At 67.4% G+C, this 13,892-nt stretch carries 11 protein-coding genes and 1 riboswitch; of the genes, 6 read left to right on the top strand and 5 right to left on the bottom strand.

What is annotated here, in order from left to right:
- The first annotated feature begins 392 nt into the window (after positions 1–392).
- Both Acor_RS20800 and mgrA read left to right on the top strand, forming a co-directional pair.
- Positions 393–2,447 (top strand): S9 family peptidase, encoded by a 2,055-nt coding sequence (locus Acor_RS20800; RefSeq protein WP_246238846.1) that lies wholly within the window; start codon positions 393–395, stop codon positions 2,445–2,447.
- Positions 2,444–3,469 carry an L-glyceraldehyde 3-phosphate reductase gene (gene mgrA, locus Acor_RS20795; RefSeq protein ID WP_155338361.1) on the top strand — a complete coding sequence of 342 codons (1,026 nt, stop codon included), beginning with the start codon at positions 2,444–2,446 and terminating at the stop codon, positions 3,467–3,469. Before Acor_RS20800 ends, mgrA begins: the two co-directional genes overlap by 4 nt.
- A gap of 204 nt (positions 3,470–3,673) precedes the next feature.
- On the opposite strand, the gene Acor_RS20790 is transcribed toward mgrA, so the two are convergent.
- Positions 3,674–6,079, bottom strand: coding sequence for a lysylphosphatidylglycerol synthase transmembrane domain-containing protein (locus Acor_RS20790; RefSeq protein ID WP_246238844.1), 2,406 nt, complete (start codon positions 6,077–6,079; stop codon positions 3,674–3,676).
- A gap of 278 nt (positions 6,080–6,357) precedes the next feature.
- On the opposite strand from Acor_RS20790, the gene Acor_RS20785 reads away from it, so the two are divergent.
- The gene (locus Acor_RS20785; protein ID WP_170317014.1) at positions 6,358–7,734 is read left to right on the top strand and encodes a M28 family metallopeptidase; all 1,377 of its coding nucleotides are present in this window, start codon (positions 6,358–6,360) and stop codon (positions 7,732–7,734) included.
- A 95-nt stretch (positions 7,735–7,829) separates the two neighbouring features.
- Positions 7,830–9,857, top strand: a complete 2,028-nt coding sequence (locus Acor_RS20780; RefSeq protein ID WP_425542222.1) for a molybdopterin-containing oxidoreductase family protein — start codon at positions 7,830–7,832, stop codon at positions 9,855–9,857.
- Here the strand turns inward: Acor_RS20780 and Acor_RS20775 are convergent.
- Positions 9,845–10,303, bottom strand: coding sequence for a GNAT family N-acetyltransferase (locus Acor_RS20775; RefSeq protein ID WP_155338371.1), 459 nt, complete (start codon positions 10,301–10,303; stop codon positions 9,845–9,847). The two genes, Acor_RS20780 and Acor_RS20775, sit on opposite strands and share 13 nt — an antisense overlap.
- 86 nt (positions 10,304–10,389) lie before the next feature.
- On the opposite strand from Acor_RS20775, the gene Acor_RS20770 reads away from it, so the two are divergent.
- Complete coding sequence (locus Acor_RS20770) at positions 10,390–10,836, top strand: hypothetical protein (protein WP_155338358.1); 447 nt, start codon at positions 10,390–10,392, stop codon at positions 10,834–10,836.
- Positions 10,837–10,841: 5 nt separating this feature from the next.
- Here the strand turns inward: Acor_RS20770 and Acor_RS20765 are convergent, their stop codons facing one another.
- Together Acor_RS20765 and Acor_RS20760 are read right to left on the bottom strand one after the other, a co-directional pair.
- Positions 10,842–11,219, bottom strand: a complete 378-nt coding sequence (locus tag Acor_RS20765; protein ID WP_155338357.1) for a VOC family protein — start codon at positions 11,217–11,219, stop codon at positions 10,842–10,844.
- A gap of 41 nt (positions 11,220–11,260) precedes the next feature.
- Positions 11,261–11,497, bottom strand: a complete 237-nt coding sequence (locus Acor_RS20760; protein ID WP_155338356.1) for a CBU_0592 family membrane protein — start codon at positions 11,495–11,497, stop codon at positions 11,261–11,263.
- Between the two features lie 12 nt (positions 11,498–11,509).
- Positions 11,510–11,577: riboswitch (guanidine-III (ykkC-III) riboswitch) on the bottom strand.
- A 148-nt stretch (positions 11,578–11,725) separates the two neighbouring features.
- Here Acor_RS20760 and Acor_RS20755 point away from each other — a divergent pair.
- Positions 11,726–13,537, top strand: coding sequence for an acyl-CoA dehydrogenase (locus Acor_RS20755; RefSeq protein ID WP_155338355.1), 1,812 nt, complete (start codon positions 11,726–11,728; stop codon positions 13,535–13,537).
- 44 nt (positions 13,538–13,581) lie between these two features.
- Here Acor_RS20755 and Acor_RS20750 read toward each other — a convergent pair whose 3' ends face one another.
- A complete protein-coding gene (locus tag Acor_RS20750) occupies positions 13,582–13,875 on the bottom strand; it encodes a Dabb family protein (protein ID WP_155338354.1) in 294 nt (97 codons plus the stop codon).
- Positions 13,876–13,892: the final 17 nt, after the last annotated feature.

The following is a 13,892-nucleotide window of genomic DNA, read 5'->3' as shown; positions in this document are numbered from 1 at the left end:
ACGATCAGCCTGCCTGCTGTCAAATCGTCCTGCTAGAGGATCCTTGACGCCGACCCGGCCTCCCTGCGGGAATTCGGACCACCCCGTTTCCGGGGCAACCCCTCTAACTTACCAGTCCGAATCGACTCTTGCGAACCGATCTTCCGAACCGCCAGGTTTCGAAGGATTGTCGTGATCATTCGAGCGCGCCAACGACCGCCACCGAAGTGAGGGAGTTTGGATTGCGCCGGTTGAACCCGACGAGGAAACATTAGCAGCCCCCACGAGTGCCACAGCACGAACAACGCCGTGGACGTCGGGATCTCCACCCCTCCATCCACAGCCAAGCGAGTTATCCACAGGGGCCGACAGAGTCGCCGTACGGGCAGATCCGCCAGACATAGAGTGTCCGGGTGAGCAGCGACATGCCGCCAGTGGCGAAGACGATTCCGGCCGAGCGCACGCATCACGGCGACACCGTGATCGACGATTACGCCTGGCTCATCAAGAAGGACGATCCGGACACGGTCGCCTATCTGGAGGCGGAGAACGCCTATACCAACGAGGCCACCGCGCATCTGAAGCCTCTCCAGGATTCGATCTTCCAGGAGATCAAGGGCCGGACGCTGGAGACCGACCTCAGCGTGCCGACGCGCAAGGGCGCCTGGTGGTACTACTCGCGCACCGAGGAAGGCAAGCAATACGGCTTCCAGTGCCGGGTGGCGGTCGAGGGCGACGATCCGCCGGTGCTGACGCCCGGCGAGTCGTTGCCCGGCGAGCAGGTCATTCTCGACGGCAACGAGCTGGCCGGCGACAGCCCGTTCTTCGCGATCGGCACGAGTTCGGTGAGCCCGGACGGCACGCTGCTCGCCTACTCCACCGATTTCTCCGGGGATGAGCGGTTCACTCTCCGGTTCAAGAACCTGAGCACCGGTGAAGTGCTCGGTGACGAGATCCCCGGGATCTTCTACGGCGGCGCCTGGGCCGGTGACGGGTCGGCGTTCTTCTACACGATGGTGGACGAGGCGTGGCGGCCCAACCGGGTGTTCCGCCACACGCTGGGCTCGGCCGACCAGGATCCCGTGGTCTTCCAGGAGGACGACGAGCGTTTCTGGATCGGCATCGGACTGTCCAGGAGCGAACGTTTCCTGATCCTCGGCGCGCACAGCAAGATCACCAGCGAGGTCCGGTTCCTCGACGCGAACAACCCCGTGGGCGAGTTCGCCGTGGTTCGCGCCCGGGAGACCGGGATCGAGTATCACGTCGACCACCAGAACGAGCGTTTTCTGGTGCTGCACAACCAGAACGCAGAGAACTTCGAGTTGGCGAGCGCGCCGGTCGACGATCCCGCCGTCTGGACTCCGGTGATCGCGCATCGGGCTGACACCCGCCTGCTGGATGTGGACGCCTTCGCGTCCCACCTGGTGGTGCACTTCCGCCGGGACGGGCTCACCGGCCTGCGCATCCTGCCCGACGACGCGGAGGCGTATGAGATCGAGTTTCCGGAGCCGTTGTATGACGTGGCGCCGTCGGGGAACTCGGAGTTCGTCACGTCGCGGCTTCGGCTGGGATACACGTCGATGGTCACTCCTCCCTCGGTTTACGACTTCGAGCTGGCGAGTCGGGCGCTCATCCTGTTGAAGCGGCGGCCGGTGCTGGGGGGTTACGACCCGGCGGACTACGAGCAGTTCCGCGAGTGGGCGACCGCCGAGGACGGCACAAGGGTTCCGATCTCGATCGTCGTCAGGAAGGGCACGCCGCGGCCCGCCCCCACGCTGCTGTATGGCTACGGGAGCTACGAGACCTCGATCGATCCGTACTTCTCGGTGGCCAGGCTGTCGCTGCTGGACCGGGGGTTCGTGTTCGCGGTGGCGCATGTGCGCGGCGGCGGGGAGATGGGGCGGCACTGGTATGAGGACGGGAAGCTCGACCGGAAGAAGAACACCTTCACCGACTTCGTGGCGGTCGCCCGCCGACTGTCCGGTGACTGGTCGGGGCCGATCATCGCGCGGGGCGGGTCGGCGGGCGGGCTGCTGATGGGCGCGGTGGCCAACCTGGCGCCGGAAAAGTTCGCCGCGGTCGTGGCCGAGGTTCCGTTCGTGGACGCGTTGAACACGATCCTCGATCCGTCGCTGCCGTTGACTGTGATCGAATGGGACGAGTGGGGCGATCCCCTGCACAATGCGGATGTGTACGCGTACATGAAGTCGTACTCGCCGTATGAGAACGTTCGCGACGCCGCCTACCCCCCGATCCTTGCGATCACGTCGTTCAATGACACCCGCGTCTTCTACCACGAGCCGGCCAAGTGGGTCGCGCGCCTGCGCGCGGTCGCGCGGGGCGGGCCGTTCCTGTTGAAGACCGAGATGGGTGCCGGGCACGGTGGCCGGAGTGGCCGTTACGACGCCTGGCATGAGGAAGCGTTCACGCTTTCCTGGATCCTCGACCGAGTTGGAGTATCGAAATGACCTATGTTGCCGCTGGCGACCGCTACGGGCCCATGCCGTACAACCGGACAGGGCGGAGCGGGCTCAAGCTGCCCGCCGTCTCGCTGGGGCTCTGGCACAACTTCGGCGACGACAAACCGCTCGAAAGCCAGCGCGCGATCCTGCGCCGGGCGTTCGACCGCGGGGTGACCCACTTCGACCTGGCCAACAACTACGGGCCTCCGTATGGGTCGGCGGAGACGAACTTCGGGCGGATCTTCGCCGATGATTTCCGGCCGTACCGGGATGAGCTGGTGCTCTCCACGAAGGCGGGCTGGGACATGTGGCCGGGGCCGTATGGGGAGTTCGGGTCGCGGAAGTACCTGCTGGCCTCGCTGGACCAGTCGCTGACGCGGATGGGCGTGGACTACGTCGACATCTTCTACAGCCACCGGTTCGACCCGGAGACTCCGCTTGAGGAGACGATGGGGGCGCTGGACTACGCGGTCCGTTCCGGGAAGGCGCTGTACGCGGGCATCTCGTCCTACTCGCCGGAGCGTACGGCGGAGGCCGCCGGCATCCTGCGGGAGATGGGCACGCCGCTGCTGATCCACCAGCCGTCGTATTCGATGCTCAACCGGTGGATCGAGGGTGGGCTGCTGGACACGCTGGAGGCGGAGGGCGTGGGTTGCATCGCGTTCTCGCCGCTGGCGCAGGGCATGCTGACCGATCGGTACCTGAACGGCATTCCGGAGGGGTCGCGGGCGACGCAGGGCAAGTCGCTCGACCCTGGCCTGCTCACCGATGACACGCTGCGCCACATCAGGACGCTCAACGAGATCGCCCAGCAGCGCGGCCAGACCCTCGCCCAGATGGCGCTGTCCTGGGCCCTTCGCGACAAGCGGGTGACCTCGGTGCTGATCGGCGCGAGCAGCGTCAAGCAGCTCGACGACAGCCTCTCCGCGGTCGAGCAGCTCGACTTCAGTTCCCAGGAACTCGACGCCATCGACAAGGACGCCGTCGACGCCAACATCAATCTCTGGCGCGGCTCCAGCACCGGCTGACCATGGACGCCGAGCCCGCCCACCGTCTTCGCGATCTCCAGGGCAGGCCCGGCTCCCCGCGCTAGCTGACCCATCCAGGACAGGCCCAGCTCCAGCGCCAATGACCTGTCCAGGACAGGCCCGCTTCCGGCGACAGCTTGTCCAGGACGGCCCGGTGCGTTATCCGCGCACCGGGCCGAGGTGTCTCTGCAGGGCGTTGTGTCGCTACAAGGCGTTATGGCGTTGGAGCCAGGTGAAGGAGGCCCAGCCGGGGAGTACGGGGAGCCAGAAGGTCATCAGGCGGAAGAGCAGCACCGCCGAGGTGGCGACCGGTGAGTCCAGGCCGGCGAAGGTGAGGCCGATGGCGAGGGCGCCTTCGACCGCGCCGAGGCCGCCGGGGGTGGGGGCGGCCGAGCCGATGGCGTTACCGGCCAGGAAGACCACGGCGACGGCGGCGAAGCTGACCTCCGCCCCGAAGGCGCGGACGCAGGCGCTCAGGCAGATGATGAACATCAGGGAGAGCAGCAGCGTGCCGCTGACGGCCTCCACGATCTTGCGGGGCGACTGCAGGACGTCCAGCAGGCGCGGGATGACGCCCGAGAAGAGTGAGCGGATCCGGGTGGTGAGCAGCCGGCGCAGCGGGCGGACGGCCAGGATGACGACCATCAGGACGGCGACCCCGAGCAGGACCACCAGCAGCCCCCGGGACGGGGTCAGCGAGGGCGCGGCCTGGGTGCCGGTCAGGTAGCCGAAGAAGAGCAGCAGCAGGATGTGCGAGATCAGGCCGACCAGCTGGGAGGCCCCCACACTGGCCACTGCCGCGCCCGAAGGCACCCCACGTTTCTGCAGGTAGCGGGTGTTGATCGCGACGCCGCCGACGGCCGCGGGCGCGACCAGCTTGACGAAGGAGCCGGCCAGCTGGGCGAGCACGGTCTGACCGAGCGGCAGCTGTTCGGGCACGAAGCCCCGCAGCATCGCCGCGGCCGCGACATAGCTGGCCGCGGCGGCGACCAGGGCGACCCCGCCCCAGGCCCAGTTCGCGCTGGTCACCACCGAGACCAGGTTGACCTTGCTGAGCTGGGACAGCAGCAGGTAGGCGGCGAACGCGCTGGCGATGATCGTGACGAGGGTGCGCGGCCGGAACCGTTCGAGGCGGACCTCTTCGACCTCGGCCTGCGGCTTCAGCGCGACGATGTGCTCACGCAGGGCGGGCAGCAGCTCCTTGTCCTTGCGGGTGGCGGCGCGGGTGGCGCGGGCCAGCGCGATCCGCTGCAGCAGCGGCATCGCGGAGGCGAGCATGTCCGCGCCGAGCACGGCCGTCGCCGCCTTGACCGAACGTTCGGGACCGACGCGCAGGCCCAGGTAGGCCAGCAGCTGGGCGATGTCGAGGCGGAGCAGCAGGTCACCGGCGGCGATTTCGCCGCTGCGCGCGTCGACCAGGACGATCCGGCCGTCGGCGCCGACGTGGATGCTCTCGCCGGTCAGGTGCCGGTGGGCCAGGCGGTGGGCGTGCAGGAGCCGTACCTGCTCCCAGGTCTGGGCGAGGAGTTCGTCGTCGATCTCCTCGTCGAAGAGGTCGGCGAGGGGGCGGCTGTCCAGGTGTTCGTAGGCGAGGAGGGCGGCTTCTGTCCCGATTTCGCTGGTGCCGAGGAGGCGGGGGAGGCTGGCGCCGGCGGCCTGCGCCGCGTACGCCATGAGGGCTTCGCGTTCGAGTTCGGCGCGCAGGGAGCGGATGGCCCGGCGGCGGGTCTCGGTGTTCAGCCGGAGCCGCCGCCACAGGCGGTACATGACGCCGGCCACCTGGCGGTCGCGGTCGAGCACGGTGACGTCGAGGCGGCTCTGGTTGGCCAGGCCGACCACGTAGCGGCGGCTGCCGGAGGTGTCGTCCTCGATGCGGCGGGCACTCACCGGGCCGAAGCCGAGCCGGCGCAGGGCGGCCACCACGGCGCTGCCGGGCGGGCGGGTGTTGGCGCTGCCGATCCCGTAGAGGGTGGCGTAGCCGACGGCCAGGCCGACGAGGTAGGTGACGATCGCGCCGAGCGCGGTGACCTTGGTGGCCGTGAACAGGGCGAACAGGTCGAGGGCCAGGGCCGTCCAGAGCAGGGCGCGCCACTGGGGGCGGCGCGACATCCGCACGGCGGTGGCGTACGCGATGGCCGGCGTGAGCACCGTGTTGAGCGGTTCGACGTCGCGGCCACCGGTGAGCAGCTGGATCAGGTCGGCGGGACCGGCGGAGATGAGCCATTCGTCCACCGAGTACGACAGCAGCAGCGCCAGGATGGCGGCGATCAGGCCCTGGGCGACGCGCATGCCGTCGCGGTGGAACACCCGTTCGACGGCGAACGCGACCGGCACCACCAGGACGGCGATGCCGCCGAGCAGCCCGGCGACCGAGGACAGGAACGCGGGCGCTCGGCCGGTGCCGGCCTGGACGTCGGTCTCCAGCCCGTTGAGGGTGCGCTGGGCGACCAGCGCCAGCAGCACCACGGCGACCAGGGCGAGCAGCGTGAGCAGGAACCGGATCGCGTCGGACGGGCGGCGGATGCGCTGGGGCAGCAGGGGCTCGACGACGAGGACGACTCCGTGTTCCGGAGCCCCCACCGATTCGTCCTTCTCCTTGATGCCCCTCACCACCGTGATTCTCTGCGATCTTTATAACTAGTGTCCACAATCGACGTCATGTGCATCGACTCTCGTCGGTGAGGTGCTCCCCTGCGTGCCCACTGCCTACCACTCTATGAAGCGCGCGCGGTGCGTGATCAGGCTGTGGCTGATCATCTCGTTCCGCCACCGAGTGGCGACTCGCCGGAGTCGTGGCGAGCGGCCGGGCCTGCTCGCCCGGCATAGTTGACCGGTTGTTGTTGATCACCACATCACGGGTCGTGTCCGCGCGCCCTCGGGGGATGTATATGCGCCTGCTCCTCACTGCCGTGCTGTCCTTGGCCGTCAACGTCGTCACTCCAGGTCCGGCGAACGCAGATGACACCAATCCGAGCTCCCAGTTGGTCGAGGAGATGTCGGGGACCAATCTCGTCCGCCATCTCCAGGCATTTCAGGACATCGCTGATCGGAATGGGGGGAACCGAGCGGCGGGGACGCCTGGGTATGACGAATCCGCCGATTATGTGGAAAGCCAGTTGAAATCCGCCGGGTACGAGGTCATCTCCGATCCTTTCGAGTTCATGTATTTCAAAGAACTGGCCCCAGCTCAACTAAAGCTCACCAACAAATACCCCGCCGGTGGTCCTGCCGCACCTCCCCAGGCGATCAGCGCGATCACGATTCGGCACTCAGGTTCCGGACGGGTGACGGGGCCGGTCCGGGACGCGTCCGCGGGCTGTCTGCCCACGGATTTCGCCGGGTTCGAGGTGGGTGCGGTGGCGAAGGTGGTACGGGGGACCTGCACATTCCAGCAGAAGATCAGTAACGCTGTCGCCGCAGGTGCCGCCGCGGTCGTGGTCGTCAACGACCGGGAGGGCGACCTGCGGGGCGGTCTTGAGTTGCCGGCCACGGTGCCGGTCGTGGGGGTGCGCAAGCAGGACGGCGCGATGGACGGGCAGGTCGAGGTGGTCACGTCGACGGTGAGCGAGCGCCGGGTGACCCGGAACCTCATCGTGCAGACGCCGCATGGCCGTACCGATGAGGTGGTCATGGTGGGGGCGCATCTGGATTCGGTGACGGAGGGGCCGGGGGTCAATGACAACGGGTCCGGGAGCGCGGCGGTCCTGGAGCTGGCGTTGCGGTTGGCCCGGTTCCAACCGGATCGGGCGGTGCGGTTGGTGTGGTGGAGTGCCGAAGAGGTGGGTTTGCTGGGGTCGCTGCACTATGTGAGCGCGCTGCCCCAGCGGGAGCGCGAGAATATCGCGCTATATCTGAATTTCGATATGATCGCGTCACCTAACGGCATTTATGGGATTTTCGATGGTGACGATTCCGATCTCATCGGGAAAGGGCCGGGACCGCTCGGATCGGAGGAGATCGAGCGGACGTTCGAGGAGTATTTTGACAGCCGCAGCCTTCCCCATGTGGGGACCGATTTCAGCGGGCGGTCGGACTACGGGCCGTTCATCGCGGTAGGGGTTCCGGCGGGCGGTCTGTTCACCGGGGCCGAGGACCGGAAGACCGCGGAGCAGGTGGCGTTCTTCGGCGGGATCGCGGACGCTCCGCTGGACCCCTGCTACCACCAGGTCTGCGACACGATCAAGAACGTCGACCTGGCGGCGCTCGACGTGAACGCCGACGCTCTCGCCCATGTGGTGGGCCAGTACGCGTTCCACGACCGCTAGTGCGACCACGATTGCGCCACTCGTACAGTTGGCCCATGGAGTTACAGGTGCTGGGGGCATGTCCGCTTGATTGTCCGGATACGTGTTCGTGGGTGGTGACCGTACGGGATGGGAAGTCGGTCGCGCTGCGGGGCAATCGTGATCATCCGTTCACGCGGGGCGCGCTGTGCGTGAAGGTCAATCGTTATCTGGAGCACACCAAAGCCGCGGATCGCATCCTCTACCCGATGAAGCGGGTCGGTCCCAAGGGATCCGGGCAGTTCGAGCGGATCTCTTGGGACGAGGCGCTGGCCATCTGCGCGGCGAAGCTCGCCGAGATCGTCGACGAGCACGGCGGCGAGGCCATCTGGCCGTACCAGGGCACGGGGACGCTCGGCTACATCCAGGGCGAGACCGGAGAAGCCGGGCGGCGGTTCTGGAACGTGCTCGGTGCGTCCAACCATGACCTGAACATCTGCTCGCGGGCGGGACGGGACGGGCTGCGCTTCACCAACGGGACCGCCGGCGGGATGGACCCGGAGACCTTCGCGCTCTCCAAGCTGATCCTGCTCTGGGGCACGAACACGCTGACCAGCGGGCATCACCTGTGGAAGTTCGTGCAGGACGCCCGCGCGGCGGGCGCGCACGTGGTCGCCATCGACCCGATCCGCACCCGGACGGCCGAGCAGGCCGACGAGCACCTGCCGATCCGTCCGGGCACGGACGGCGCGCTCGCCCTCGGCCTGCTCCACGTGGTCCTGGAGGAGGGCGCGGAGGACCGCGACTACCTGGAGAACCACACGCTCGGCTGGGATGAATTCAAGGCAGAAATCCTGCAATATCCGCCGAGCCGGGTAGCCGAGCTCACCGGCCTGCCCGAAGCGGACATCCGTGCTCTCGGGGTACGGCTCGCGCACACCCGCCCCACCGGCATCCGCGCCACCATGGGCCTGCAACGCCACCGAGGCGGCGGCTCCGCGATGCGCCTGATCGCCTGCATCCCCGGCGTCACAGGCGACTGGCGGCACCCCGGCGGCGGCATCGCCTACTCCACCTCCGCGTACGTCCCGCTCACCGTCGACCCGCGCGAGGACCTGCTGCCCGGACCGGTACGCAGCCTGACGATGACCCGCCTGGCCGACGAACTGGACGAGTCCGTCAAATGCCTATGGGTGTACGCGGCGAACCCGATGGGCTCCACCCCCGACCAGAACCGCATCCGGCAGCGGCTGCTCCGCGAGGACCTGTTCACCGTGGTGATGGAGCAGTTCCCGACCGACACCGTGGACTACGCCGACATCGTGCTCCCCGCCACCATGCAGACCGAGCACGCCGACCTCCACTCCGGGTACGGCCACATGTACCTGGTCTGGAACGAACCCGCCGTCGAGCCCCCGGGCGAGTGCCTGTCGACCACGGAGACCTTCCGCCGCCTGGCCCGCGCGATGGGCCTGACCGAGCCCGCCCTGTACGACTCCGATCTGGAACTGGCCGAGCAACTGCTGGCCGGAGCTCCGGCCGTCAACCTGGACCAGCTCCGCAAGGACGGCTGGGTCCGGCTCGACGTGCCCACCCCGTTCGTCCCGTTCACCGAGGGTTTCCCCACGCCGAGCGGCAAGCTCGAGTTCGTCTCCGACCTAGCCGAAGCCGCCGGTCACTCCCGGGTCGCGACCTATGTCCCGTCCCGGACGGCGAGCGAAGTCTCCACCAGACTCACCCTGATCACCCCCGCCTCACACACCTTCCTCAACACGATCTTCGCCAACAACCCGGAGCTGCTGCGTCGTTCGAAGGACCCGACGGTGCTCGTGAACCCGCGCGACGCGGCGTCCCGCGGCCTGACCAGCGGACAGCCGGCCCGGGTCTTCAACGCCCACGGCGAACTCACCGCGAAAGTTGAAATTACCGACAAGGTCCGGCCGGGGGTGGCCGCGATGGCCAAGGGCCGCTGGCTCAAACTCAGCCCCGGAAACGCCAACACCAACGCCCTCATCGAGGAAGCCGACGCCGACATGGCGAAAGGCCCGCTTTATCACGACAACTGGGTAGAAATCGCCCCCGCGGACCCCGCGGACCCCGCGACAGTCGAAGCAGTCGAAGCCGATATGACAGCCGGAAGCCCGGAAGCCGCTCACAAAAGCTGAAGTTTGAAGCCTTCGTGCGACGCGGCGAAGCCCAGCGAACCATAGAACCGATGGGCTTCGCCGCGACGTTTGTCGCTGGTCAACTGAACCAGAGCGCACCCCCGGCCTCTGGCACGCTCAATCGACCAGACCATCATCGCCCGCCCGATCCCCTGGTTCCGATGCTCCCGCGCCACCCGAACCGCCTCGATCTGAGCGCGCTCACCCCCATTCCTGGACAACCCCGGAATGAAAGTCAGCTGAAAAGTCCCCACCACCTCGCCCCCGATCTCCGCCACCACAAGCTCGTTGTTCGGATCAGCATCGATCGCCGCAAAAGCCGCCCAATGCCCCGCCCCCACCTCAGGAACAACCCCCCGGGATCGCGCCACCGCATCGTCGTTGAGCAACTCGATCACACGCGGCACATCAGCACGCCGGGCCGCACGGAAAATCAGGTCGGTCATGCCGACCAGCATGCCCGAGCAGGGTCAGGGGCCGGTCAGGGACTTCCCCGATGCGGCGAAAGCGGGCGGAGAGGCAGTCTGAAGGCATGAACGAACTCACACGACGCGATGAGATGTCGCTGGCGGGCGCCGCGCTGCGCGGCGCTCCCTGGAAGGCCGCGGCCGTGACCGGAAGCTCCGTCGCGGCGGTCAGCCTGCTGGTGGATCTGATCACCGGCTCGGTCGACCTGAACTGGGTGCTCTGCGTGGGCATCACCCTGTTCTCGCTGGTCGCGGCAGTCGGGGCGGTCTCCAGGCCGGACCACGGAGACCGGGTAACCCAGCAGGCCCGGCGCTGGTCGCGCCAGCACCCGTGGCGCTTCGCGCTCTACCCGGCCGCCGGATCGGCCATCCTGATGTACCCGGTGCAGCTCATCCTCGACCGGGAAGGCGTCTTCGGAGCCGCTTTCGACGCGCTCTGTGGCGGCGCGATGATCTACCTGATCACCGCACTGATCATCCAGTCCATGCGCGTACACGCCAAGAAGCGCTAGAGACGCTAGATCACGCGCTCCGCCGCACTGCGGACCAAGCAGAACTCGTTGCCCGCGGGATCGAACAGGGTCACCCAGCCGGCTCCATCCGGCCGGCGGTGGTCACCCTGGACGGTGGCCCCCAGCTTGACCAGCCGCTCGACCTCCTCATTCCGGGTACGGCCGTCCTGCGGCGCCAGATCCAGATGCGTACGGTTCTTGACGGTCTTGTCCTCGGGCACCCGGATGAACAGCACATGCGGCGGCCCGTGCGGATTCTCCAGCATGACCTCGTCGTCGTCCGGCGCCGAGTCCACCAGCGGCCACCCGATCGCCTCACTCCACCATTCGGCCAACTCGTACGGCCGGGCGCAGTCCAACGTCACGGTATGAATCTCCATCATGCGCCCACCCAAGCGCACCGCCCGAAACACCGTCAATCGGATTAACGACCACCAATCGCCACCCTGACCAGGCCCACGGCGGACACGATCGCCCACACCCCCTCCAGCAGCAGGAAGCCCCAGTCCTGGCTGCTCAGCGCGATCCAGGTAAGGATCACCGAGCCGACCAGATTGAGCCCGAGGTAGAGCCGCGAGCGGCCGTCGATGACCTTGGCCTGGGTGAGCAGGAAGGCGCCGAGAACGAACATCGCGCCGATGATCTGAACGAGTCCATGCATGATCACGGTTTCTGCGTGCCGTCTTCGCTCAACCGGGTACGGCACACCCTCGTCCGGGAGACCCCGAACCGGAACCTCTAACCTCGCCAACGATTGGGCTGTGCGAACTATTTCCGACTGGCTACTGACCCATAAGCGCAAGATAACCATGCTTAGCGGGTGTTACTCATGGGTAGCATTCCAGTAGAGTTACTCGCTGGTAGGAGACCCCCAGCCCTAGGAGTCGTCATGGGCCACTACAAGAGCAACATCCGGGACTTGGAGTTCAACCTCTTCGAAGTCTTCGGGCGCAGGGAGATCCTGGGTACCGGCCCGTTCGCCGATATCGACGAGGACACCGCCCGGAGCATCCTGGACGAGGTCAACCGGCTGGCCATCGGCCCGATCGCCGCGTCCTTCGAGGACAGTGACCGGCATCCCCCCGTTTTCGACCCGGCCACTAACAGCGTCACCATGCCGGAGAGCTTCAAGAAGTCCTACCAGGCGTGGATGGACGCCGAATGGTGGCGGCTGGAGCTCCCGGTTGAGCTGGGTGGCACGCTCGCGCCGCGGAGCCTGCAGTGGGCGGCCGGCGAGCTGGTCATGGGCGCCAACCCGGCCGTCTGGATGTTCGGCTGCGGCCCGTCGTTCGCGCGGCTGCTGCACCTGCTCGGCACCGAGGAGCAGAAGAAGTTCGCCGAACTCGCGGTGGAGCGCCGGTGGGGCGCGACCATGGTCCTCACCGAGCCGGACGCCGGATCCGACGTCGGCGCCGGCCGTACCAAGGCCGTGCAGCAGGCGGATGGCACTTGGCACCTCGAAGGGGTCAAGCGGTTCATCACCAGCGCGGAACACGACATGGCGGAGAACATCTACCATCTGGTGCTGGCCCGGCCCGAGGGCCACGGCCCCGGCACCAAGGGCCTGTCGCTGTTCCTGGTGCCCAAGTTCCTGGTCGACGTGGAGACCGGCGAACTGGGCGAGCGCAACGGCGTGTACGTCACCAACGTCGAGAAGAAGATGGGCCTGAAGGTCTCCACCACCTGCGAACTCACCTTCGGCGAGCGCCACCCGGCCATCGGCTACCTGGTGGGGGACGTGCACGAGGGCATCAAGCAGATGTTCCTGGTGATCGAGAACGCCCGGATGATGGTCGGCACCAAGGCCATCGCCACCCTCTCCACCGGCTACCTGAACGCCCTCGACTACGCCAAGAACCGGGTCCAGGGCGCGGACCTCACCCAGATGACGGACAAGACCGCCCCGAGGGTACGGATCACCGCCCACCCCGACGTACGCCGCGAGCTGATGCTCCAGAAGTCGTACGCGGAGGGCATGCGCGCCCTCGTCCTCTACACGGCCACCTTCCAGGACGCCATCCAGATCAACCCGGAGGACCACCACGCGGAGGCGATGAACGACCTGCTCCTCCCGATCGTCAAGGGCGTCGGCTCCGAGCGCTCCTCCGAGCTGCTCACCCGCTCGCTCCAGACGCTCGGCGGCTCCGGCTTCCTGCAGGACTACCCGATCGAGCAGTACATCCGGGACGCCAAGATCGACTCCCTCTATGAGGGCACCACCGCGATCCAGGGCCTGGACCTGTTCTTCCGCAAGGTCCTGCGCAACCAGGGCGCCGCGCTCGGCTCCCTGCACGCCGACATCAAGGCGTTCGCCGCCTCGCAGGCGGGCAACGGCCGCCTGAAGGTCGAACGCGCCCTGCTCAACCAGGCCGCCGACGACGTCAAGACGATGGCGGACACGATGGCCGGCTGGGCGATCGGCTCGCTGGAGACGCCGAAGGAGGTCTACAAGGTCGGCCTCAACACCACCCGCTTCCTGATGTCCCTCGGCGACCTGATCCTCGGCTGGCTGCTGCTGCGCCAGGCGGAGGTCGCCCTCAACGCCCTCGGCGAATCCGACCGCGACCGGGACTTCTACCTCGGCAAGGTGGCTTCGGCGTCGTTCTTCGCCACGACCGTGCTGCCGCGTCTGTCCGCCGAGCGCCAGGTGCTGATGGCCACCGGCCAGGAGCTGATGGATCTCCCGGAAGAGGCCTTCTAGGAACAGAAAGACCGCCGCTCCACCGGAGCGGCGGTCTTTGGCTGTTAAAGCTGGTGCTGTACGGCCGCGCGACCGGCCACGATCGGCTTGATGTACTCCTCGATCACCGCGTGATGCACGGGATGATCCCGATAAACGACATACCCAGCGACGTCGTCGAATTCGGCGACGATCGCGAGCCCGTGGTTGCCCTCGTTCAGGCCCGCGTCCACGCCGATCTCGTAGCGCCGGATCTCCGGGATCGCGCCGGGTAGTTTGCCCAGCTGGGCGGCGACTTCGGCCTTCTGCGCCGCGGTGGCGTCCGCGGTCCAGGCCAGCAGCACGATGTGCCGGAACATGTCTCTCCTCCGAAGGG

The sequence above is a fragment of the Acrocarpospora corrugata genome, from assembly GCF_009687845.1.
Lineage (GTDB): Bacteria > Actinomycetota > Actinomycetes > Streptosporangiales > Streptosporangiaceae > Acrocarpospora > Acrocarpospora corrugata.
The sequence above is the reverse complement of the archived record's forward strand: the minus strand, read 5'-3'. Positions and strand labels throughout refer to the sequence as shown.